The 22,897-nt window shown below is 68.2% G+C and carries 18 protein-coding genes; 14 read left to right on the forward strand and 4 right to left on the reverse strand.

Going from position 1 to position 22,897, the window contains the following annotated elements:
• Nucleotides 1-112 precede the first annotated feature (112 nt).
• Nucleotides 113-649, forward strand: coding sequence for a YbaK/EbsC family protein (locus P0D62_RS04600; RefSeq protein ID WP_275701453.1), 537 nt, complete (start codon nt 113-115; stop codon nt 647-649).
• A gap of 105 nt (nt 650-754) precedes the next feature.
• Complete coding sequence (locus P0D62_RS04605) at nt 755-1,078, forward strand: TM2 domain-containing protein (RefSeq protein ID WP_275701454.1); 324 nt, start codon at nt 755-757, stop codon at nt 1,076-1,078.
• Nucleotides 1,079-1,261: 183 nt separating this feature from the next.
• Here P0D62_RS04605 and P0D62_RS04610 read toward each other — a convergent pair whose 3' ends face one another.
• Both P0D62_RS04610 and P0D62_RS04615 read right to left on the reverse strand, forming a co-directional pair.
• Nucleotides 1,262-6,748, reverse strand: a complete 5,487-nt coding sequence (locus P0D62_RS04610) for an ATP-binding protein (RefSeq protein ID WP_275701455.1) — start codon at nt 6,746-6,748, stop codon at nt 1,262-1,264.
• 193 nt (nt 6,749-6,941) lie between these two features.
• Entirely contained in the window at nt 6,942-7,595 is a 654-nt protein-coding gene (locus tag P0D62_RS04615) for an SIMPL domain-containing protein (RefSeq protein WP_275701456.1), read from the reverse strand.
• Nucleotides 7,596-7,727: 132 nt separating this feature from the next.
• Here P0D62_RS04615 and P0D62_RS04620 point away from each other — a divergent pair, with 132 nt between their 5' ends.
• On the forward strand, nt 7,728-8,399 hold the full coding sequence (locus P0D62_RS04620; RefSeq protein WP_275701457.1) for an ABC transporter ATP-binding protein: 672 nt from the start codon (nt 7,728-7,730) through the stop codon (nt 8,397-8,399).
• Nucleotides 8,396-10,657 carry a hypothetical protein gene (locus P0D62_RS04625; protein ID WP_275701458.1) on the forward strand — a complete coding sequence of 754 codons (2,262 nt, stop codon included), beginning with the start codon at nt 8,396-8,398 and terminating at the stop codon, nt 10,655-10,657. Before P0D62_RS04620 ends, P0D62_RS04625 begins: the two co-directional genes overlap by 4 nt.
• 7 nt (nt 10,658-10,664) lie before the next feature.
• On the opposite strand, the gene P0D62_RS04630 is transcribed toward P0D62_RS04625, so the two are convergent.
• On the reverse strand, nt 10,665-11,231 hold the full coding sequence (locus tag P0D62_RS04630) for an isochorismatase family protein (protein WP_275701459.1): 567 nt from the start codon (nt 11,229-11,231) through the stop codon (nt 10,665-10,667).
• 79 nt (nt 11,232-11,310) lie between these two features.
• Here P0D62_RS04630 and P0D62_RS04635 point away from each other — a divergent pair, with 79 nt between their 5' ends.
• The gene (locus P0D62_RS04635) at nt 11,311-12,150 is read left to right on the forward strand and encodes an aminotransferase class IV (protein WP_275701460.1); all 840 of its coding nucleotides are present in this window, start codon (nt 11,311-11,313) and stop codon (nt 12,148-12,150) included.
• An 81-nt stretch (nt 12,151-12,231) separates the two neighbouring features.
• On the opposite strand, the gene P0D62_RS04640 is transcribed toward P0D62_RS04635, so the two are convergent.
• Nucleotides 12,232-13,053 (reverse strand): aldose epimerase family protein, encoded by an 822-nt coding sequence (locus tag P0D62_RS04640; RefSeq protein ID WP_275701461.1) that lies wholly within the window; start codon nt 13,051-13,053, stop codon nt 12,232-12,234.
• Nucleotides 13,054-13,130: 77 nt separating this feature from the next.
• Here P0D62_RS04640 and P0D62_RS04645 point away from each other — a divergent pair, with 77 nt between their 5' ends.
• The 9 genes from P0D62_RS04645 to P0D62_RS04685 all read left to right on the forward strand — a co-directional run bounded on the left by P0D62_RS04645 (nt 13,131) and on the right by P0D62_RS04685 (nt 22,894).
• Entirely contained in the window at nt 13,131-13,664 is a 534-nt protein-coding gene (locus P0D62_RS04645) for a GNAT family N-acetyltransferase (protein WP_275701462.1), read from the forward strand.
• Nucleotides 13,665-13,674: 10 nt separating this feature from the next.
• Entirely contained in the window at nt 13,675-14,184 is a 510-nt protein-coding gene (locus tag P0D62_RS04650; protein WP_275701463.1) for a phosphoribosyltransferase, read from the forward strand.
• Nucleotides 14,185-14,187: 3 nt separating this feature from the next.
• Nucleotides 14,188-14,385 (forward strand): hypothetical protein, encoded by a 198-nt coding sequence (locus P0D62_RS04655; protein ID WP_275701464.1) that lies wholly within the window; start codon nt 14,188-14,190, stop codon nt 14,383-14,385.
• Between the two features lie 100 nt (nt 14,386-14,485).
• Nucleotides 14,486-16,540, forward strand: coding sequence for a transketolase (gene tkt, locus P0D62_RS04660; protein WP_275701465.1), 2,055 nt, complete (start codon nt 14,486-14,488; stop codon nt 16,538-16,540).
• A gap of 103 nt (nt 16,541-16,643) precedes the next feature.
• Nucleotides 16,644-18,338 carry a signal peptide peptidase SppA gene (gene sppA, locus P0D62_RS04665; RefSeq protein ID WP_275701466.1) on the forward strand — a complete coding sequence of 565 codons (1,695 nt, stop codon included), beginning with the start codon at nt 16,644-16,646 and terminating at the stop codon, nt 18,336-18,338.
• Nucleotides 18,339-18,450: 112 nt separating this feature from the next.
• A complete protein-coding gene (locus tag P0D62_RS04670) occupies nt 18,451-20,247 on the forward strand; it encodes a VanW family protein (protein WP_275701467.1) in 1,797 nt (598 codons plus the stop codon).
• Between the two features lie 121 nt (nt 20,248-20,368).
• Entirely contained in the window at nt 20,369-20,689 is a 321-nt protein-coding gene (gene fdxA, locus P0D62_RS04675; protein WP_275701468.1) for a ferredoxin, read from the forward strand.
• A 2-nt stretch (nt 20,690-20,691) separates the two neighbouring features.
• Nucleotides 20,692-21,795, forward strand: a complete 1,104-nt coding sequence (dapC, locus tag P0D62_RS04680) for a succinyldiaminopimelate transaminase (RefSeq protein WP_275701469.1) — start codon at nt 20,692-20,694, stop codon at nt 21,793-21,795.
• A 13-nt stretch (nt 21,796-21,808) separates the two neighbouring features.
• The gene (locus P0D62_RS04685) at nt 21,809-22,894 is read left to right on the forward strand and encodes a DUF7822 domain-containing protein (protein ID WP_275701470.1); all 1,086 of its coding nucleotides are present in this window, start codon (nt 21,809-21,811) and stop codon (nt 22,892-22,894) included.
• Nucleotides 22,895-22,897 lie beyond the last annotated feature (3 nt).

Below are 22,897 nucleotides of genomic sequence, written 5' to 3' on the forward strand. Positions count from 1 at the left end.
GGGGGTGATCTGTGCGTATTGCACAGATCACCCCCGCTCAGCCACTTTTATTTTGGTGAGTGCCGGTGGAACGTGCTGAAGAAGGCTTCCCGCGCGGCGCTAACCTGGGCGCATGCCGTCTGCTGAAGGAAATCTCACCTGGGTCCCGCTCGCCGAGGGGCTTGACCTGGTCGCGCCTCCCGTTGCCGCCGCCGCAGCCCTTGTGCCCGGAGCGCGTGTCGCCGAGATCGACGCGACCCTGGCCGACACCGCCGCGTTCTGCGAGGCCTACGACGTGGCCGAGGAGGCCTCGGCCAACTGCGTCGTCGTGTTCGGGCGACGCGGCGAGGAGAGTGTGCACGCCGCCGTCATGGTGCTGGCCACCGACAAAGCCGACGTGAACAAGACCATCCGCAAGGAACTCGGTATGCGCAAGATGTCCTTCGGTGACCAGGCCACCACCGAGGCGCTCACCGGCATGACCCAGGGTGGCATCACTCCCGTCGGGCTGCCCGAGGATTGGCCGATCCTGGTGGATGAGGCCGTCGTCGCGGCGGGTCTCGTGGTGATCGGCGGCGGGGTGCGAGGCTCGAAGCTGCTGCTGGACGGCGCCGACCTCGCGACGCTCCCCAACGCGCGCGTGCTCCCGCTCGCCCTGCCTGCATCGTAAGTGCCAGCCCTGCGCGTCGTAGGTCTGCCCGCCCGTGCGCCTCGTAGGTGTCCGCCCGCGCTACCGTTGACTCAAGCCCTGCATGGGGCGAAGAAAGGAAGACCCGTGTCCCAGCAGCCCCCTTACGACCCGTATCAGCAGCCCGGCCAGCCGTACCCGCCTCAGGCGTATTACGGCGGCTATCGGCCGGCGCCCGTGTCGTCGAAGTCGAAGATCGTCGCCGGTGTCCTCGGCATCCTGCTCGGTGGCCTCGGCATCCACAACTTCTACATCGGCAAGACCACCCGCGGCATCGTGCAGCTGGTTCTGACGCTGCTCTCCGTCGGCATCGCCTCGATCTGGGGCCTCGTCGAGGGCATCCTGATCCTCGTCTCGCGCCCCGGCAGCCCCTGGCACCAGGACTCCGACGGCTACGAACTCCAGGACTGATAACGCTCTTTGAGGTGCGAGGAACGAGCCTCGAAAAGAGCCAGCGCAACCTTTGACAGGGTCTGTCATTCGGCTGTCGGCTGGGTCTTTTCGAGGCTCGCTGGCGCTCGCACCTCAAAGACCGTAGACAACTGCTCGCACCTCGAAGAGCGTGATGTCGTCGCACCTCGACGAGCGTGGGTGTCAGCGGTTGTAGTAGGCCTCGATGGTCTGGACGATCGCGGGGCGGAGTTCGGCCGTGGAGATCACCCGGTCGACGGAGCCGACCCGAACCGCGCGGTGGATGCTGTGGATGCCGTCGAACTCGGAGGCGATCTCGGAGATCTTCTCCGCCCGCACGGCCGCGCGGACGTCGTCCAGCTCGAGCTGCAAGGACGCCTTCTCCGACGGGTCAGCCGCGGCGACGCGCGCCTCCAGCTCCGTGACGCGGGGATCGGCGGCCGTGCGCTTGGCCACGTCGCCGGCGAACACCACGGCGGCGGCGGGGGCGCCGCCGATCACCGAGGCGTAGGAGCCCTCCAGCGCCAACACCGTCATGGACTCGTTCAGGCGCTTGGAGAACACCACGAACGCTCCGCCGTGGTAGCGCGAGATCACTACGAAGATGATCGGTCCGTCGAAGTTGACGATCGCCCGCCCGATCTCGGCGCCGTACTCCAGCTGCAGATTGCGCATCGACTCCGGCGAGCCGTCGAAGCCCGACAGGTTCGCCAGCACCACCATCGGGCGGTTACCCGAGGCGGCGTTGATCGCGCGGGCGGCCTTCTTCGAGGAACGCGGGAACAGCGTGCCGGCGGTGAAGGTGTCGGGGCCGTCGGCCGGCGGGAAGCCTGCTCGCGACACCGGCTGCGACTCGATGCCCAGCACGCTCACCGAGTGGCCGCCGATGCGGGCGTCCACCACGACGGCGGTCTCGGCCTCGGCCATGCCGGCCCAGCGCTCGGCGCGCGGGTGGTCCTGATCGCAGACCGACGCGATCACGGTGCGGATGTCGAAGGCCTTCTTCCGGTCGGGGTTGTGCTCGGCCGAGAAGATCTGGCCCACGGTCGCGAAGTCGCTGCCGGCCAGCTCGTGCGGGAAGTCCGACACGTCGCGATCCGTGGGATCCGACGTCGCGGCCCGACGGGGGACGGTCTCGCCCGGCGCCACGTAGGTCGAGTCGTAGTGTGCCATCAGGATGCCGAGCGCCGAGACCAGGTTGGGTGCCCAGTACTGGGCCTGGCCGTTGGGGCCCATCACGCGGTCGTAGCCGCCGATGCCGAAGTTGTCCTCCGCGGAGACGCCGCCGGAGAAGTCGAGCGACTGCTTGCCGGTGAGCACCATCGCGGAATCCGGGGTCATCACCAGGATGCCGCGGGTGTGCATGAGCATGGTGGCTTCGGCGTTCCAGTACGGCTGGGCGCCGACGTTGATGCCGGCCACCACGACGTTGATCTCGCCGCCGGCCTGCGTGAACTCGACGATGCGACGAAGCGCCGCGCCCACCCAGTCCATGTTCTCGACGCCAGAGTCCATCGAGATCCGCGCGCCCGAGCTGAGCGTGAACCACTCGACGGGGACGCCCAGCTCCTCGGCGAGGTCGATGGCGGCCATGATCCGCGAGCACTCCGGTTCGGCCACGGCGCCCAGGCCCTTGGTTGGGTCGCCGCAGAGCACGATGCGGGTGATGCCGTCGGGGTGGAGGGCGGTGGGCGTGGTGACCTTGGCGACGATGATGCCGGCCTTGTTCAGGCCCGGCCCGCGATCGACGGGCACCAGTTTTCCGGTCTCGTCCAGGTCGAGTTCGGCGATGCTGCCGCCCTTGCCGGCCAGGGTTCCGGTCAGCTCGTAGGGGTAGACCAGGCCACGACGACGGGCGCGCAGCACCTTGCCGGTGTAGTCGTCGACCGGCTTCAGCGGCTCGGTCGGCGGCGCGTCGACGGAGGCCGTCACGCCGGCGCCGGGCACGGAATGGAAGCGGATCGACAGGGGCGTCGGCTCACCGCCGCCGCGGGCGAAGCGGCCCTGGCAGAGCACCTCCTCGATGCCTGCCGAGTCGGACAACGGCGTGATCTTGTGCTGCAGAGCGGTGATCGACTCCAGATCCAGATCGATCACCGGCCAGACGTGCACCCACACGTGGTTCATGTCCAGCTTGCTGCCCGCGGGTCCGCGAGCGGCTCGGGTGCGACGGATCGCCTCCAGGCAGTTCTCCACCGCGCGCTCGGCGTGCGGCAGTCCGATCAGGCGGCCGTCCTCGTCGTAGACGGCGGCGAGCTGGCGCACCTGGGCCATCGCGATGAGGCGCCGGTCGCCCGGGTTGGACTTGGCGACGCACTCGAACAGCAGCACGTCCTCCGGCGCAGGCAGCGGGGTGACGTCGAACCCGTCGAGGCGCCACAGATCCAGGCGACGTCCCGCCATCGGGTGCATGCCGCGGATCCGGGGATCCTCGACCAGCTCGTCGCCCTCCGGCCGGAAGGTGAAGTACTCGACGGTGCCCTCGGCGGTGCAGACGCCGACGCCCATCCGGCGGGTGGAATCGTCGAAGGGCCACGCCGACAGCGTCGTGCGGAGCGTCTCGGACAGCTCGTCCAGGTCGCCGGCCTCCGGCTGGTAGATGTACAGCTCGAGCACGGCGGCCACCCCGTCGGGATGCTGTGTCAGCTGCTCGGTGACCGTCCGGGCCAGGGCGCCGTCGGGGGCGAGCTCGTCGGCGGTGCCGACGGTGGTGACATAGTGGGTGTCGTCGCCCTTGAGCTGGTAGCGCGCGGTGACCACGGCGCGGCCGTCGACGGCGAACGCGTTCACGTCGCTCAGGTCGTGGTGCTGGTAGTACTTGCGCAGCAGCACCTCGAGCATGGGCTCGTGCGCGGAGATGCCTCCCCGCAGCCGCTGGGCGAGGTAGTCGGCCGTCCACTCGGGGATGTCGGCCAGGCGGGCGACGCGTTCGGCGTAGTCGGGGGCATCGGGCGTCGCCGCCAGCGCCTCCAGCTCGCCCTCGACGCCGGCCAGCACCTCGGCTCGGGCGGCGTCCACCTGCGGCTGGTCGAACCAGCGGAAGCGCACCGAGCGGGCCACGTCGCGCACGACCGGGAAGCGCAGCTGGGTGGCGCGCCCGAGCCGCTCCAGCTGGGCGCGGGCGGAGGCGGCGCGCTCCTCGTCGGGGGCGGGCTCGGTGCTCCAGCGGTTCAGGATGGCCAGCACGATTCGGGCATCCGACGAGACGCGCTTGCTCGCAAGGAAGAGGCGGAAGACGGCGGACTCCAACTCGGGCGTGCGGTCCAGTTCGGTGACGCCGTAGTGGACCAGCGCGCGGCTCAGCCGCTCGACGAACTGTTCGGGCAGACCGGCCCGGTCCACGTCGAGCGTGGTCAGGTAGCGGTGGAAGTGCTCGCGATCGGAATGGATGCGCAGCTCCGTGTTCACCTGCTCGCCGAACGGCCGGTTGCGGCTCAGCTCTGCCATGTCGGCGAACAGGCCGATCAGCGCGATCTCGCCCGAGAGCGCGTCGCCGCCCGCCTCGCGCAGTGCGTCGCGCGCGGTGAGGTAGCGGGCCAGGGTCTTGGCCTCGGGGTCTTCGTCGTAGCCGAGCAGCGTGGCGGACAAGGCCGCGCGCAGCCGCTCGATCTGGTCGGCGGGGCTGTCCTCGGCGACGGCGGACGGCAGCTCCACCGCCGATCCCTGCGCGGCCTCGGCCACCTCGTCGTCGTCGCCGACGGGCTCCAGACGCACCAGCGGCGCCATGGTCTCGACCTGGGTGCCGGTCATCACCAGCAGTTCCTTCACGCGGCCGGCGAAGGGAGCGGGGATGACCGTCTCCATCTTCATCGACTCCAGCACCACCACGGGTGCACCGGCGGCCACCTCGTCGCCCACCGCGACCGGAGTGGCGATCACCAGGGCCGGTGCGGGGGAGCGCAGCACGCCGCCCTCGTCGCGCGTGACGCGATGCATGACCGAGTTCACCTCGATCAGGTGCACGGGGCCGTGGGTGGCGCTCACCAGGCGGTAGCGGTTGCCGTTGACGGTGATCCGGCCGTGCACGTCGTCGAGGCGCTGGACGCTCACCTCGCAGGACTGGTCGCCGACGAGCACCCGGTAGTCGCCGGGTCCGGTGGCGTAGGTGGTGAGCGAATGGGTCACGCCGCGCAGCTTGAGGTCGACCTTCACGCCGGCCTGGTGCTGGGTCTGCGGACGTCCGCCGCGGGAGGTCTCGAGCAGGCGTTCGGCCTCCAGCGCGGTGACCTCCTCGTACGCCTCGATGGCCGCCGCCACCAGCGCGACGCCCGCGTGCTCGTCGGCGATGAGGCCGCCGGCCGCGCGCTCGCGGTCGATCCAGCCGGTGTCGGCCCACGCCACATCGGGCGCGCCGATCACCTCGGGCTGGCGCAGCAGCTCGAGGATGAAGCTCTTGTTGGTGGCACCGCCCTCGATGACGACGGTGGTCTCGGTGAGCGCGCGACGTAGCCGGCCCAGCGCCTCCGCCCTGGTGCGGCCGTGAGCGATGATCTTGGCGATCATCGAGTCGAAGTCGGCGGGGATGGTGTCGCCCTCGGCGACGCCCGTGTCGACGCGGATGCCCGGGCCTGCCGGCAGATCGAGCCGGACGATGTGGCCGGGGGAGGGAGCGAAGTCGCGGTCGGGATCCTCGGCGTTGAGTCGGGCCTCGATAGCGTGGCCGGACTCGGTGGGACGCTCCGTCAGGCGCCCGCCGGCCGCGATGTGCAGCTGGGCCTTGACCAGGTCGAAGTCGTTGGTCACCTCGGTGATCGGGTGCTCCACCTGGAGGCGGGTGTTCACCTCGAGGAAGGCGAAGGCCTTGGTCTCGGGGTGGTAGAGGAACTCGACGGTGCCCGCACCCCGGTAACCCACGGCCAGGGCCAGGCGCTCGGCCGCGGACTTGATCTCGGCGTTCTGCTCGTCGGCGAGCAGGGGAGAAGCGGACTCCTCGATGATCTTCTGGTTGCGGCGCTGGACGGTGCAGTCGCGCACGCCGATCGCCCAGGCGGTGCCCTGCCCATCGGAGATGAGCTGCACCTCGACGTGACGGGCGCCGGTGACCAGCTTCTCGAGGAAGACGATGCCCGAGCCGAAGGCGCGCTCGGCCTCGTCGCGGGTGCGCTGGTAGGCGTCGGCCAGGTCGTCGGCGGAGTCCACGCGCCGGATGCCGCGCCCGCCGCCGCCGGCCGTGGCCTTCAGCATCAAGGGGTAGCCGACGCGGTCCGCGGCCGCCAGGGCCTCGTCGAGGGTGTCGACGCCGCCGCCCGACCACGGAGCGACGGGCACGCCCACCTCCTCGGCGATCAGCTTGGAGCCGATCTTGTCGCCCAGCTTGCGCATCGCGTCGCCCGTGGGGCCGATGAAGGTGATGCCCATCGACTCCATCAGATCGGCGAAGGCCGCATCCTCGGCGACGAAGCCCCAGCCCACCCACACGGCGTCGGCCTTCGCCTCGCGCAGCACGCGCGCGAGGAGTTCGTGATTGAGGTAGGGGCGCTCGGACGCCGGGCCGAGCGGATACGCCTCGTCGGCCTCGCGCGCGAACATGGCGGAGCGCTCGGCGTCGGTGTAGAGCGCGATCGTCACCAGCGGCTCGGCATCGACCCGCTCGGCGTTGAGGTCGCGGACGGCGTGAATGAGCCGCGTCGCGGCCTCGCCCCGGTTGATGATGGCAATGCGCTTGAGCACTACGGTTCCCTCCTGGCCCTCGTCCAACGGGTCGCCCTGGAAAAACAGGGCGGGACGTTGAGGAGAATCTTCCATTGTTCAGGGGATTACGCGAGGAGACGCGACGGTTTTTCTCAGACTTCTTCTCATCCAGTCCAGATGAAACCAATCTCTCGGGAAAGACTTTGTTCGTTCCCCACAAGTGGGGAGCGGCTCACGCGGTCTCGAACTGGACGTGCAGGGTGGACGAGATGGCGATCTCCTGGGGCGCGAGCTCGACCGCCTGCGAGGACTCGGCGAAGGCCGCGCCGCGGGCGAACATCGCGGACGGCCCCTGGTACGAGGACTCCTCGCCGTGTCCGAGCAGACCGGGATCAGCCACCTCGACGACGCGCAGCGTCGGCTGGCCCAGATAGCCGGCAGCGACGGACGCGCGCTGGTGGGCGTCGGCGAGGGCGGCGACCAAGACGTCGGCCTTCACACGCTCGCGGGTATCGTCGGTGAGCTCCCACTCGACGTGCCCGATGCTGATCGAGGGCTGCTCGCCCCAACGTGACACCGCCGTCGACAACGCGAAGAAGTCCTTGAACTTCACTCGCGCCCGGCACACCGCCTGGTATTGCCGGGCCTGCGCGCGACCGTGCTGATCGCGCGGCTGCCAATTCGACGTCGAGATGGCATCCATGGAGTACCAGGTGACGGGGCCGGAACGCAGCGGCTTCAGGTCGTCCAGCAGCCAGTTGGCGGCGGACTCGGCGGCGCGAAGAGCGGTCTCCTGGTCGAGGTTCTCGGCGGAGATGGTCAGATGGACGGTGCCGCGTTCCGGAGCGACGAGAGCCTCGGCATGGCCGGAGAAGGTGATACGCATGCGCCCATTCTGGTTGGCCGGTCAAGGCATCGTGTAGCCCCAGGGCGGATGCCCGCCAGGATGGCCCGTGGATATGTTCGCCGGCATGGGACGACGAGTTATGGCACCGGCGCACACAGACGGCTGTGGCCGATGATCCGCGTCGAGGAACTGCGATTCGACTACGGTGCGGAAGCCGTTCTGCAAGGCGTCGACGTGCACGTCGAGGCAGGCGAGGTGGTCGCTTTGATGGGGCCGTCGGGATCCGGGAAGAGCACGCTGCTGAACTGCGTCGCGGGGCTCTTGGGCGGCTGGAGCGGGCGGATAGAGCTGGCGGGCCGCCCGATCGCTGGGCTCAGTGAGAGGGAGCTCGCGGCCATTCGTCGTCGGGACTTCGGCTACGTGCTGCAGTTCGGGCGGTTGGTTCCTGAGCTGACGGCGGTGGAGAACGTGGGGTTGCCGTTGCGTCTTCTCGGGACGCGGCGGGCCGAGGCAGAGCGGGCGGCGTTGGCGACGATGAAGCGAGTGGGCGTGGCGGAACTGGCGTCGCAGAGTTCGGGGACGTTGTCGGGCGGGCAGCAGCAGCGCGTCGCGGTGGCGAGGGCTTTGGTACACAGGCCGAAGATCATCTTCGCCGATGAGCCGACCGGCGCGCTGGATTCGGTGAACAGCGCGAACGTGCTGGGCTTTTTGATGGAACAGGTGCGAAGCCTGGGTACGACGGTGTTGATGGTGACCCACGACGAGGACGTTGCGCGCCGGGCGGATCGGGTGGTTCACCTTCTGGACGGGCGCATCGCCGGAGGCAGGGCCGTCGGCTCATGAGGGGGTGGTCCAAGCGCCCCGATGCGACGCGCATCGCGTGGGGGATGGTGGGCTGGTTGGCCTGGCGGCGGTTCCGTTCGGCGCGTGGCGAGATGATCGTGCGGGGCATGGTCGGGGTGTTCACCGTGATGCTGCTGCTGGGGGCGAGCGCTCTCGCGCCGAGTTCGTTGAACGTCGCGGAACGGGAGGCGAACGCCTATCCGATGTGGGTGCCGGACGAGTCGCAGGACCGGGGGATCCGATACGACGTGCGGCGCGGCTACATGGAGGAGCGCGACGTCCATGTTCTCCGGGTGGCCCGGGTGGGGATCGACGGGGCCGCCAGCTATGGGGGAGTCGAGGTGCCCGGGGAGGGCGAGATGTTGGTCTCGCCGGCGGCGGCTGCTCTGTTGGGGGAGTCGGAGGTCTTCGCCGAGCGCTATCCGGGGGAGATCGTCGGCGGGATCCCGCTCGAGTTCGTGCCCGGACCTCGTTCCTTGATGATCTGGGTCGGGGTGGCCGAGTCGGAGCTGCCGCCGGACAGCCTGTGGCTGGCGGAGGAGTGGGGACACGACGACCTCCGCAGCAGCGTGCCCGACGTGATCCAGGTGGGTTATGTGGTCGTCATCATCGGCTTCGTCGTTCCGCTACTCGCGCTGTCCAGCATCGTCGCCTCGCTGGGCTTTCGCCGCCGTGAGGAGCGTGCGTTGGCACTGACGTTGGTGGGGCTCTCGCGGAAGGACATCGCGCTGTCCGGGGCGATCGAGGATCTCATCCTCATGACGGCGGCCACCGTCGGCGGTGTGGCGCTGTTCTGGGCGGTCGTGCCGCCGCTGGCGCCCCACCTACCGTTTGGCAGCGGGGTGTGGTCGAGCGACATCGCCGTGCATGTGCCGGGAACGATCGTGTTGTGTGTGCTGGCGCTTGTTCTCTCGGCGACGTTGACGTGGGTGCGTCTCAGCAGGGTCGGGATCGTGCGGCGACGCCGGCGACGTGCCGTCGATTACTCCCGGCTCGGGTGGCTCATGCTCGCCGCAGCGGTGATCCTGCTTGCCCTGTCCCACGTCGGCCGGGTGCCGACCAATATCGCAAGCTACCTGCTTCTCGCGTCGATGCCGCTCGGCATGCTCGGCCTGGTGTGGGGGCTGCCCGGCATCGTGAGGGCCGCATCCGGCGTGATCTCGCACGTGGGAGTGGCGGGTACCTGGGCGGGGCGCGTCGTGGAGAAGGAGGCAGCGGCGGTCTCTCGAACCAGCATGGGAATCGTGATGCTGCTGGTGGCCGCCGGCGTGATGCTCGTCTTCTTTCCCCTGATGTCGGCCACCAACGCCGTCGCGCAGAAGGCCATGAGCGAGCTGATCGGGCCGGACACCCTCGTCGGCAGCGGCGAGGATACAAAGGCTCATCGCGGGGCCTGGGCGTCGATCCGACCCACTGACCGGCCGTCCCTCGCTATCCGATGGCATCAATCAGGTGGGGAACACAGCGAGATGCTGAACACCTTCGTGGTGAACTGCACGGACCTCGCAGAGTTCACCGGCATCCCCGAACCCCGCTGCGAGGGCGGGCTACTGGAAAGCGCCGAGGTCGCCTCCTTCTACGGGCCGGGGGAGGAGTTCCAGCTCACCGACGACAGCCCTGTGCTCGTGGTGCCCGACACCGCCGTCGTCGACCAGGCGGCAGCTGATCTCGTGGGCGAGTACGCGAGGGGGCGGGGGCTCATCGTTTCGGAGACCTCGGTGCCGGATCTGCCGGCAACCGGAATGCTGTACCTGGTCAAGACCGATCACACCTCCATCGAACCGGTGCGAACCAGGATGGAGATCGACCTCGATGCCAGGGCCCTGACGCCCGACGAGATGTACCGGATCAGCACCTACAGCACCAGGCAGTTCCTCGACCTGCTGCGATTCTCGCTGGGACTGATGCTCGCGGTGGCCGGGCTGTCCACCTTCCTGACCGCCCACGACAGGCTCAAGGCGACGCGGCCCGAACGCCGCCTCCTCAGCATCTCCGGGGCAGGTCCGAGCACCTGGCGACGATCCTTGCTGCTGCAAGCCATGACCCCGGTGCTCGTCGGCGTGGTCAGCGCGACGACGTTCAGCCTCGTCCTCGCCTGGTCCTATATCACGCTCTTCGAAAGGGACGGCGGCATCGCCTACCTTCCCGCGACGGAGATGACGACGCTCGCGCTCATGACCCTCGGCATCTCTTACCTCGCCGTCGAACTGAGCAGTCGGCTGGAATCCAGAGAAGAACTCCTCAGGGCGCCCGAGTAGCTAGGACTCAGACCTGCCAGGCGACGCCCGCGTCGAGGAGGTCGTCGCGCACCGCGTCGAGGTTGTCGGGGTGGACGGCAGCGGTGAGTTCGGCCAGCACGACGGTGTCGTACTCGTCGGCCTGGGCATCCAGCGCGGTGGCGCGCACGCAGTAGTCGGTGGCGATGCCGCAGACGTCCACCTCTTCCACCTCGCGGTCGGCGAGCCAGTCGGACAGGCTGACGCCGTCGTCGGATCCGCCGACGGTGCCTTCGAAGCCGGAATAGGCGGCCTCGAACGAGCCCTTGTCGAAGATGGCGTCGAACGCGGTGTCGGCCAACGCCGGGTGCAGTTCCTGACCGGCGGTGCCCACCACGCAGTGGGGCGGCCAGGAGTCGACGTAGTCGGGCTCGTCGGAGAAGTGGTCGCCGGGATCGATGTGATGGTCGCGGGTGGCCACCACGTAGTCGTACTCGTGATCGGTGCCGAGGAGGTCAGCGATCGCCTCCGCTACCGCGTTGCCGCCCTCCACGCCGAGCGCTCCGCCCTCGCAGAAGTCGACCTGCACGTCGACGACGATCAATGCCCTGGCCATCACAACCTCCTTCAAGGACCGATGCTTGAGGATAACCCGAACAGAAGCCCCGCGGCGGCCTCCCGGTAGGGTGAGACGGATGAGGCAACTGGTGGCCCAGCTGGGCGTAGGGATTCGCGACGACGGTTTTGTGAGCGCTGACGACCTGGGACTCAACCGGGGCGACGGGTGCTTCGACGCGACTCTGGTGCGCGTCGACGGCGGTCGCGTGACGGCGGACTTCGTCGAACTGCACCTGGAGCGGCTGACCGCTTCCGCACGCATCCTCGAGATGCCCGCCCCCGATCTCGACGCCTGGCGCGCGCTGATCGACGATGCCCTCGTGGCCTGGGCGGAGCGCGGGGGCGGCGAGGCCGTGCTCAAGCTGGTCTACACCCGCGGCAACGAGTCCGTTCCCGGACCGCCGCTCGGACTGCTCACCATCACCGACTTCCACGCCTCACGCGCGGCGGCTGTCGCGGCGACGATGTCGGCCGGCCGCACCGTCGACGCCCTGAACGACGCGCCCTGGCTGCTGGGCGGCGCGAAGACGTTGTCCTACGCGGTCAACATGTCTTACGCCAGAGAGGCGGCGCGACGGGGCGCCGGCGACGCGATCCTGGTCTCCACCGACGGCTACGTCCTGGAAGGCCCCCGCGCCGGCGTGCTGGTGCTGCGCGCTGGGCGCCTGATCTCCACCCCGCCGAAGGAGGCGGCGATCCTCGACTCGATCACCGTGCGCAAGGCACTTGCCGGATGGCAGGAGCAGGGCGGAGAGGCGGCCTACGAGCTGTTCACCGTCCAGGACATGCTGACGGCCGACGGCGTGTGGCTTGCCAGCTCGGGCCGGGGCATCGTCCCGGTGGCGAGCATCGACGGCGTCGAGATCGCCCAGGACCAGGAGGCCACTCAGCAGTTGAGGGAGCTCGTTCGCCCGTAGGCCCGAACATAACGCTGGGTATTCGGCGCGGCGTGTACCTATTTCACACGCCGCGCCGAATACCCAGCGTTGTTCGTGGCATCAGTCCACAGTGGCGGTCATTCGCAGGGTGTGCGGCACGCCTGGCTTCAGCAAGGTGGCCTGGCCCTGGACGTTGCCGTACTCGACGCAGACGAACCGGCGCCATTCGTCGCCGGCCAAGCCGCCGGTGGCCGGGCCCGACTCGACGCCAGGGCTCCAGACGATCGAGCTGCCCGCGCCCTCCGCGTTCAGCCGCAGCGCCCGGTCCCCATCGCGCAGGATCAGCGCCGGGGCGTCGTCATAGACCCGGTCGATGTGGTGACCGAATCGGACCGGAGCGTCGCTGACCCCGGTCGCTCCGTCTTGGGCATAGTCCCGGAACGCGACGCCCTCCAGCCCGTCGAGGCTGACCGTCGAGAGATCTGAGACCGCGAAGTAGGGATGCAGGCCATGGTCCATGGCGAAGCCCTGGCTGGGGCTGAGCACGGTGAGGGCGTACTCCAGGCGGCGACCGAACCTGATCTCCAAGGAGAAAGCGAGGTCGGCGGGGTAGCGGTCGGCCCCGGGCAGCCCGGCGAAACGCGCGGCGTCGACGGCGAGCCGCACGCGGGCCTCGTCGTCGAGTTCCACCACGTCGACGACGTCCCACTGCACCAGCCTGACCAGCCCGTGCTTGTGCGGAGGCATCCAATCGCCTTGCCCCACGCCGAACCACGGCGCGCAGAGCGGGATGCCGGCGTGCTCGGAAGCGCCGGGCCCGGGCTGGGCATCACCGGCGACGAACAGCCATTCGTCGCCGCCCGGACGCCATGACGTCACCGTCGCACCGAAGGCGCTGACCGCGCCCGAACCCCAACTTCCGCTGACAAAGATCTCATCCACGCCGCACACTCTAGGGAAGGATCCGGTGTCGTGCGCGTCGTCATGTGCCTGTGACACCCGGCCACTAGGGTGTCCGCATGAGCCTCAGGATCCGCCGTGCGTGTGAAGACGACCTCCCCGCGATCACCCGGATCTACAACGAGGCCGGAGTGAACACCACCGCGTCGTGGCGGCTGCAGCCGGTCACCGTCGCCGACCGCCGAGAGTGGTTCCAGCGGCAGCAGGCCGACAACTTCCCCGTGCTCGTCATCGAAGTCGACGGTGAGGTGGCGGGCTTCGCCTCGTATGGCACCTTCCGGTCGCTCGAGGGGTACCGGTTCACGGTGGAGCACTCCATCTACCTGTCCGAGCAGTACCGGGCGGCAGGCGCCGGGCGGTCGCTGATGCGAGCCCTGATGGACGTCGCCCGCGGCCAGGGCATTCACGTGATGGTGGGTGTGGTCGACGGAGACAACGAGCAGTCGTTGCGTTTCCACGAGAGTCTTGGCTTCGTCGAGGCCGGTCGGCTGAACCAGATCGGCCACAAGTTCGGCCGCTGGCTCGACTGCGTCTTCATGACCTACATCTTCGAGGGCCCCCAATCCGATCCGTCGGGTGAGCCCGTCCGATAGCATGTCGCCCATGGCTTATCACAGCGACGCGAGCGATCTCGAAGGCAAAGAAGTCCTCACCTGGAACCTGCTGGGCGAGGCAACCAGAGAGCTGGCTCAGAACGTCGTCGACTCCGGCTTCCGGCCGGAGGTGGTGATCGCGGTTGCGCGCGGCGGCCTGGTTGCGGCCGGCGCTCTCACCTATGCCCTGGGCGTGAAGCTCGTCGACGCGATCAACGTCGAGTTCTACACCGATGTCGCCGAGACGCTGCCAGATCCGGTGCTGCTGTCGCCGATGCTCGACACCGACGCGATCGCCAACCAGTCGATTCTCGTGGTCGACGACGTGGCCGACTCCGGACGCACCCTGCATCTGGTGATCAAGCTGCTGCGCGGCTTCGGCGCCGAGGTGCGCAGCGCGGTGCTCTACGAGAAACCCACCACCGTCGTCCACGCCGACTACGTCTGGCGCAGCACCGATCGCTGGATCGTCTTCCCTTGGTCGGCGGAGCCTCCGGTGACCGCTCGCGAGGAAGGCTGAGCCATGGCCGACGTGCGCACCTTCGAGTTCGGATCGGGCGAGGGGATCCAGAAACTCGTGCGAGACGCTCTGGGCGAGAACGTCCGGCCCATCGAGCCGGGGCAGGCTCCCGCAACCGGAGCCGCCGACGACGATGCCGCCCCCGTGAGCGCGGCCGATCTGCCCATGACGACAGGTGAGACCATCCCGTTCTCCTGGTGAGAACTGATTTAGTTGGGGCCGAGAAGGCTCTGACGACGAAGACGCTATGGAGTTTGCGGACCACTGTCGGTGGTCCTGACACAGTAAGGAAGATAGACACGTGGCTTTGGAATGGACCGAGCAGGACTCTCGTGCGGTGGATGTGGCCAGGATCCTGGCCGTCGACGCGGTGGAGAAGGTAGGCAATGGGCATCCGGGTACCCCGGTGTCGCTGGCGCCGGTGGCGTACCTGCTGTATCAGAAGGTGATGAACACCGATCCGGCGGATGAGAAGTGGATCGGACGGGATCGGTTCGTGCTGTCGGCGGGTCACGCGTCGCTGACGCAGTACACGCAGCTGTACCTGGCGGGACTGGGCCTGGAGCTGGAGGATCTGAAGGGCCTGCGGACCTGGGGGTCGAAGACGCCGGGCCATCCGGAGTACGGTCACACGAAGTTCGTCGAGTGCACCACGGGTCCGCTGGGCGCGGGCGTGTCGAACGCGGTGGGCATGGCGATGGCTGCTCGTCGTGAGCGTGGTCTGTTCGAGCCGGAGGCCGCGGCTGGTGAGTCGTTGTTCGACCGGTTCGTGTACGTGATCGCTGGCGACGGGTGCTTGCAGGAGGGCGTCTCCTCGGAGGCGTCCTCGCTGGCCGCGACGCAGAACCTCGGCAATCTGGTGCTGATCTATGACGACAACCGGATCAGCATCGAGGGCGACACCAATATCTCATTCTCCGAGGATGTCTCGGCCCGCTACGAGGCGTATGGCTGGCACGTGCAGCATGTGGACTGGACCAACGGCGGTACCGAGTACCGCGAGGATCTGGAGGCGCTGAACGACGCGATCGAGGCCGCGAAGACGGTCACGGACAAGCCCAGCTTCATCAAGCTGACGACGGTGATCGGTTGGCCGTTGCCGACCAAGCAGGGCACCCATGGGATTCATGGCGCGAAGATCGGTGGCGACGAGATCGCGGCCGTCAAGGAGCTGCTCGGTTTCGAGCAGACGCCGTTCGCCGTCGATCAGGCCGCGGTGGATCACGCGCGCGCCAATGCCGCTGCTCGTGGCGAGGCCGCCCGCAAGGCGTGGGACGCCAAGTTCGAGGCCTGGGCGAAGGCGAACCCGGAGCGGGCCGAGCTGCTGGAGCGGGTGCGGGCGCGGAAGCTGCCGCAGAGCCTGCGTCTGCCGGTGTTCGAGGAGGGCACGAAGTCGACCCGCGCCGCGTCGGGCGAGGTGCTGTCCGCATTGGCCGACCAGCTTCCCGAGTTGTGGGGCGGCTCTGCCGACCTGGCCGGATCGAACAACACGACGATGAAGGGCCAGCCGAGCTTCCTTCCCGAGTCGCGCCAGTCGGAGGATTGGAAGGGTGGGCCCTACGGTCGCACCCTGCACTTCGGCATCCGCGAGCACGCCATGGGCGGCATCCTCAACGGCATCGTGCTCTCGGGTCTGACCCGGGCCTACGGCGGCACCTTCCTGGTGTTCGCCGACTACATGCGCCCGGCTGTCCGGCTGGCGGCGCTGATGGGTGTGCCCACCACGTTCGTGTGGTCGCACGACTCGATCGGTGTCGGCGAGGACGGCCCGACGCATCAGCCCATCGAGCACCTTGCGTCCTTGCGTGCGATCCCCGGTCTGGCGGTGGTGCGTCCGGCGGACGCGAATGAGACCTCGGTGGCCTGGGGCGAGATCCTGCGTCGCGCCGATGGGCCGGCCGGTTTGATCCTGTCGCGTCAGGATCTGCCGATCTTCACGCGGGGTGACAAGATCGCCTCCGCTGAGGGCGTTGCCCGGGGCGGTTACGTGTTGAGCGAGGCTTCGGCGGATCCGCAGCTGATCCTGATCGCGACCGGTTCCGAGGTGGCGCTCGCCGTCGACGCTCAGGAAGCGCTCGAGGCCGATGGTGTGCCCACCCGTGTGGTGTCGATGCCGTGCCAGGAATGGTTCGACGAGCAGGACGCGGAGTACCGCGAGTCGGTGCTGCCGGCCTCCGTGATCGCCCGCGTATCGATTGAGGCGGGTATCGCGATGGGCTGGTCGAAGTACCTCGGCTGCGGCGGCGCGTCGGTCTCGATCGAGCACTTCGGTGCGTCCGCGGCCGGCGGCACGTGCTTCGAGGAGTTCGGCTTCACCGTCGACAACGTGGTGACCACCGCCAAGGGCCTGCTGTAACGGCCGGCCCGAAACAGCCAGAACCAGCGAGGGGGAGCGTCGGAAGACGCTCCCCCTTTCGCGTCCCGGCGACTTGTCGGAGGGCCCAGGTACATTGGCTTGCATGACGACGAAGCCGAAGAGCGCGAAGGCATGGGCGGACAGGCTCACGGCTGACGCCGGAGTTGTATTGGAACTGGATCTGGCTCGGGGGGTGTTGGAGACGCGTCCGAGCAATCCGCTGGAGGCCCTCCAGGTGGTCAACGCCACGTCCCTGGCGCGCCTGCGTGAGGCCCTGCATGAGGCAGCCCAGGACGATCGCGTGAAGGGGCTGATCGTTCACACCGCCCCCGCCGGCATTTCCACCGCGGCGTACGACGAGATCGGCCAGTTGATCGAGGAGTTCGGCACCGCGAAGCCGACGCTCGCCTGGGTGGAGTCCTTCGGTGAGCTGAGCAACGCGTTGGCCACCTACAAGCTGGCCACCGCATGTCGCTCCGTCTGGGTGCAGCCCACCGGCATGCTCTGCATCGGCGGCGTCGAGGTGCAGATCATGCTGTTCAAGGGTCTGCTGAACAAGGTCGGGGTCGACCCCCAGTTCGGACAGCGGCACGAGTACAAGTCGGCTGCGGAGAGCTACTCAGGCAGCGAAGTCAGCCCCGCGAACCGCGAGATGATGACGCGGATCGCCCAGTCGATCGTCGACGATGCGGCAGAGACCATCGCGCGCCGCCGCGGGGTCTCCCTCGAGACGGCATGGCAGGGCATCAACGAGTCGCCCGTCACGCCGACCCGCGCGCTGGAACTGGGCCTGATCGATCATGTCGGATACCGCGACGAGGCCTACGCCGCCGCGCTGTCCGAGTGGACGGCGACGCCGGAGGAGCTGCGTTTCGTGCACCGCTACTCGGCCAAGCCATCACTGACCAAGGCGATGCGCCGACGTCAGCTCCCCAAGGTGGCGATGGTTTCGCTGCGTGGGCCCATCGTCTCCGGTCGCGGCGGTCCCAGCCTGAACGGCGGCAGTGCGGGCAGCGACGTCGTCGACGAGCACCTGCGCGCCGCCCTGCGCGATGACGAGATCAAGGCCGTGGTGTTCGAGGTGGACAGCCCTGGCGGCTCGGCCGTGGCGTCAGACTTCATCCGACGCTCGGTGCAGCGCGTGCGCGAGGCCGGAAAGCCGGTGGTCGCCGCGATGGGTGCCGTGGCCGCGTCGGGCGGCTACTACTCGGCCATGGCTGCCGACGAGATCGTCGCCCAGCCCACCACGCTCACCGGCTCGATCGGCGTGCTGGGCGGAAAGATGGTCACGGCCCGCCTGTACGAGAAGCTGGCCGTGGTGCGCGAGTCGATCCACATCGGGGCCTCGGCGGGCATGCTGTCCGATTCCGGTGAGTTCACACAGGACGACTGGGCGAGGCTCAACGCGTGGCTCGACAGGGTCTACCACGACTTCACCACGGCGGCGGCCGAGGATCGTGGCATGCCCTACGAGCAGCTGGAGGCCCTGGCGAAGGGACGGGTGTGGACCGGCGCGGATGCGAAGCGCAACGGCCTGATCGATCACCTGGGCGGGCCGCGTCTCGCGGTGCGACGTGCGGCGGAGCTCGCGGGCCTCGACCCGGAGAAGGTGATGGTAACCCGCATCGGTGATTCGGGGCTCCTGAACCGTCTGCTTCCGGCCGCCTCCAGCGAGTCGAACGGCGGTGCGTCCAGCGGGGCGGCGTCGTCCGAGGATCTTCTGACAAAGGTGGCGACGTGGGCGGGAGTTCACGTATCCGGGCCTGTCAGCCTGCCGTTCTCCGTGCGGATCAACTGACCTTCGTCGGGTCCGGGAGCTCCATGGCCTGGGCCGAGGTGTTTTGGCGCGAGCCATTTGGCTCGTACCATGGACGCCGGACCGCATGTAGCCGAACCCAGGGGGAAAGTGCGTGAGTAAGACAACCGAGCCCAAGCCGAAGAGGTCCGGGACGAAGTGGCTCCTGGGGTCGGTCCTTGGGGTGGTCGTCGTCGTGGGCGTGCTGTACGTCGTCGGTTATTTCGTGGCCGGCAACCAGCTGCCCAAGGATGCGGCGGTGGCCGGCGTTCGGCTCGGAGGGCTCAGCCCCGCTCAGGCGGCGGAGAAGCTGGAGAGCGATCTCGCACCCGCGCGCGCCCAGACCATCACGCTGAACGGACCCGACGGCACCTCTGCGCAGATCGTGCCGGCGGAGGCCGGGCTGTCGCTCGACGTCGAGGCAAGTGTCAAGGCGGCAGGCGGCGGGTTCAGCTGGAACCCGACGGACATCATCGACAACCTCTTCGGCGGCAACCCCGACGCGGCGCCCGTCGCGCTGGTCGACGAGCAGCAGCTCGACGCCGCGCTGGCAGCTGCGGCGCCGTCCTTCGCGGTGGAGCCCGTCGCGGCCACGCTCGACATCGCCGCCGGTGAGATCGAGCGCACCGAATCGGTGCAGGGCATGGCGCTCGACGCGGACGCCTCTGCGGCCGCCGTCATTGCGGCGTACCAGGCGGGCGAGGCGCAGGCCGACGCCGCGGTCACGCTCACGGATCCCGAGATCACCACCGAGATGGTGGACAAGGCCGTTGCGGAGTTCGCGGAACCGCTGCTGTCCGGCTCGGTGGTGTTCACCTCCGATGACGGCAAGATGAAGGTCTCCGCGAAGAAGCTGGCCAAGGCGGCGTCCTTCGAGGTCAAGGACGGCGCGCTCGTCGGCAGCCTCGACGCCAAGGCACTGCTGAAGAGCACCTCCAAGGAGCAGAAGAAGCTCAAGCTGAACTCTCCCAAGGACGCCAGCTACAAGTTCAAGGACGGCAAGCCCGTCGTGGTGCCCTCGGTCACCGGCGAGGTGATCGACGAGAAGGCCTTCGCCGAGGCGCTCCCCACGCTCGCGCTCAGCAAGGACAAGGCCGCGCGCACTGCGGAGATCGCGCTGATCATCGAGGAGCCGGAGTTCGACACCGACGCGGCGACCAAGGTGAAGCCGCGCGAGGTGATCGGCGAGTTCACCACCTACTACCCGCATGCCAGCACCGACTACCGCAACAAGAATCTCGGACGCGCGGCCGAGATGGTCAACGGCACCGTCGTGATGCCGGGGGAGATCTTCAGCCTTGACAAGACGCTCGGCCCCCGCACCCCGTCCAACGGCTACATGGATGGCTACGTGATCGACGGCGGAATACTCGTCAAGGCGTCCGGCGGCGGCATCTCCCAGTCGGCCACCACCATGTACAACGCGGCCTTTTTCGCGGGCTATGAGGATGTCGAGCACAAGCCGCACTCGTTGTACTTCGACCGCTATCCGGCGGGTCGCGAGTCGACGATCATGTCCGGTGCGTTCGACATGCGCTTCCGCAACGACACCGAGTACCCGGCGATCATTCAGGGTTACATCCACCGGTCGAGCTGGGACAACAAGGGAAGCATCACCTTCAAGGTCTGGTCGATCCCCACCTGGGACAAGGTGACCTCCAGCGAGATCAAGAAGTCGGGCTTCTACTCCGGAGGCACCAAGACCATCCCCTACGGGCAGACGTGTGAGCCCCAGAGCGCCATTCAGGGCTTCACTGCCACCTACAGCCGCCTGTTCTGGAAGGACGGCGAAGTGGTCAAGAAGCAGAACTACTCGTGGAAGTACAGCGCCGGTGATCGAATCATCTGCGCTCCGAAGCCTCAGCCGAAGACGACCGAACCCAAGAAGGAAGAGTCGAAGAACGAAGACTGACGTCGCCCGATACGTCGTCGACGCCCGTTTTGGGCCGAGAGTGAACGTGCCCCGAGTGCTGTGGCGCCGTCTCTTGGCCGACTACTAGACTAAATCCGATCTCAAACCAAGGAGTGTCATCGTGACCTACATCATCGGTCTGCCCTGCGTTGACGTGAAGGACCGCGCCTGCGTGGAGGAGTGTCCCGTCGACTGCATCTACGAGGGCAACCGCATGCTGTACATCCACCCCGAGGAGTGCGTCGACTGCGGCGCCTGCGAGCCGGTGTGCCCCGTCGAGGCGATCTACTACGAGGACGACGTGCCCGAGGATCAGGCCGAGTTCTACGACGTGAACGTGCAGTTCTTCGATGACATCGGCTCGCCCGGCGGCGCCGCCAAGCTGGGCGTCATCGACAAGGATCATCCGGTGGTCGAGGCCCTCGAGCCTCAGGGCGAGTAGGGGTGTCGGCGTCTGGGCTGGGCGCCCGGCTGCCTGATTTTCCGTGGGATACGTTGGCGGCGGCCAAGGCCAAGGCCGCTACGCATCCGCGCGGCCTCGTCGACCTCACCGTCGGTACGCCCGTCGATGCCACGCCGGAGCTCGCCAAGCGTGCACTGGCGGACGCCGCCGAGGCGCACGGCTATCCCACGGTGTGGGGCACTCCGGCAACCCGGCAGGCGATCGTCGACTATCTGGAGCAACGCTGGAACTCGGTGGCCTTGACTCACGAGGGCGTGTTGCCCGTCGTCGGCACCAAGGAACTGGTGGCCTACCTTCCTCTGCAACTCGGCGTGGGGGCTGGTGCTTCGGTGGTCTTTCCCGAGTGCGCGTACCCCACCTACGAGGTGGGAGCGCTGGTCTCGGGTGCGACCCCCGTGCCCTGCGACGATCCCTCCGCGGTTCCCGCCGACGCCAAGATCATCTGGATCAACTCGCCGGGCAACCCCACCGGGCGGGTGCTCGGCCTCGACGAGCTGCGGGCCTTCGTCGCGGTGGCGCGCGAGCGCGGTGCCGTGCTGGCCAGCGATGAGTGCTACGGCGAGTTCTCGTGGGACGCCGAGGCCATCTCGGTTCTCGATCCGCGTGTCAACGACGGCGACCTCACGGGCCTGCTCGCGGTGCACTCGGTGTCCAAGCGGTCGAATGCCGCCGGCTACCGGGCCGGGTTCATCGCGGGCGATCCCGCCGTGGTCCAGGAACTGCTCGCGGTGCGCAAGCACCTCGGCATGATGTTGCCGGCGCCCATCCAGGCGGCGATGGTGGCCATGCTGGGCGACCAGGAACACGTCGAGGAGCAGCGTCAGCGCTATCTGGCCCGTCGCGCCGTGCTTCGTCCGGCGCTGGAACAGGCAGGCTTCCAGGTGGATCACTCCGAGGGATCCCTGTATCTCTGGGTGACAAGGGGCGAGTCCGGCCGCGACACCGTCGATTGGCTGGCCGAACACGGCATCCTCGCGGCCCCCGGTGACTTCTACGGCACCAAGGCCGTCAACCACGTCCGCATCGCGCTCACCGCGACGGACGACGCTATCGCCGAGGCTGCCGCCCGGCTCGCGGATTCCTAGGACAGGCTGTCATATGGCCAACCGCAGCTACCTCTATGTCATCGACCGGATTCCGACCGACTCAGACCCGGTGCCGCGGGTGTCGGGTGTCATGGAGTGGAAGAGCGAGGTTCCGATCTGCCACATCCTGCTCGTGAGCGGCAACGCCCAGGAGTGTCCGTCGCTCATCTGGGGCGAGGGTTCGAGCGACGACCAGGGGCGCGAGTGGCCCGCTCCGAAGGCGATCGTCGGCGACGCACGGATGGGGATCGCGAACCTCGAGCGCGCCTTCGCGCAGTTGCCGTCCACGCCGAAGATCCAGCAGGAGATCGCGGCCGCGCGAACCGCGTTGGCTGAGGCCATCAGGAAGGGCCCCTACTTCCTCCTCGAGCATGCCGAGATCACCTTCGACTTCGCAGAGAGTCCCGACGAGGCGCTCGCCGAGTACCAAGGAGTCCTCCGCCAGGCGCAGTCGCCCGACGATCTGGTCGCCTATGTCGCACGGCACAGGGACGCCTCCGCCGATGAGGTGACCGGTGCAGGGGGCTACTGGTCGTCCACGTTGTATTTCTCACCCATCGGGTCTGCTGTCGACGAAGCCCCCGTGGAGCCCGAGCGCGGCATCCCCAGTTTCCAGCCGCCTACGACCCAGGCACCCCCGGGCCCGCCGCCCATGTCTCCGCACCCGGCTCCTTATCCGCCGCAGCCGTACCCCGCCGCCTACCAGCTGAAGCCCGACTACGGCACCACGCCCTGGGCGCTCGGCTTCTTGGTCTGGCTGCCCATCCCGTTCCTTTCGGTGGTCATCGCCGGCCTGGCCATGCTGTTCTCCGGACGGGGAAAGAGGCTGCGGGGAGGCCTAGCCGCCCAGAACGGGACGAATGCCGCCAACTGGGGTGCAACCGCCGCGCTGCTCATGGCGGTCCTGCTCTCGTTCCACGGGATCCTGCTGTACGTCCTCACCAAGGACGGCCCGGTATCGGGCTTCTTCCCGTTGGGCATCGCGCCGGTCCTGATGGCGGTGCTGATCGTCGTCCATGCCATCGTCACCATCGTGGGAACGGTGAAGGCCAGCAAGGGCAAGGTCTTCCGGATGGTGGCATTCCCGTTCCTCCGATAGTCG

Source organism: Tessaracoccus caeni (assembly GCF_029211185.1).
Classification (GTDB): domain Bacteria; phylum Actinomycetota; class Actinomycetes; order Propionibacteriales; family Propionibacteriaceae; genus Arachnia; species Arachnia caeni.

Coding starts and splice junctions, on each gene's coding strand:
- P0D62_RS04600 (WP_275701453.1), top strand. CDS start 113: ATGCCGTCTGCTGAAGGAAATCTCACCTGGGTCCCGCTCGCCGAGGGG.
- P0D62_RS04615 (WP_275701456.1), bottom strand. CDS start 7,595: ATGCGTATCACCTTCTCCGGCCATGCCGAGGCTCTCGTCGCTCCGGAA.
- P0D62_RS04620 (WP_275701457.1), top strand. CDS start 7,728: ATGATCCGCGTCGAGGAACTGCGATTCGACTACGGTGCGGAAGCCGTT.
- P0D62_RS04625 (WP_275701458.1), top strand. CDS start 8,396: ATGAGGGGGTGGTCCAAGCGCCCCGATGCGACGCGCATCGCGTGGGGG.
- P0D62_RS04630 (WP_275701459.1), bottom strand. CDS start 11,231: ATGGCCAGGGCATTGATCGTCGTCGACGTGCAGGTCGACTTCTGCGAG.
- P0D62_RS04635 (WP_275701460.1), top strand. CDS start 11,311: ATGAGGCAACTGGTGGCCCAGCTGGGCGTAGGGATTCGCGACGACGGT.
- P0D62_RS04645 (WP_275701462.1), top strand. CDS start 13,131: ATGAGCCTCAGGATCCGCCGTGCGTGTGAAGACGACCTCCCCGCGATC.
- P0D62_RS04650 (WP_275701463.1), top strand. CDS start 13,675: ATGGCTTATCACAGCGACGCGAGCGATCTCGAAGGCAAAGAAGTCCTC.
- P0D62_RS04655 (WP_275701464.1), top strand. CDS start 14,188: ATGGCCGACGTGCGCACCTTCGAGTTCGGATCGGGCGAGGGGATCCAG.
- sppA (WP_275701466.1), top strand. CDS start 16,644: ATGACGACGAAGCCGAAGAGCGCGAAGGCATGGGCGGACAGGCTCACG.
- P0D62_RS04685 (WP_275701470.1), top strand. CDS start 21,809: ATGGCCAACCGCAGCTACCTCTATGTCATCGACCGGATTCCGACCGAC.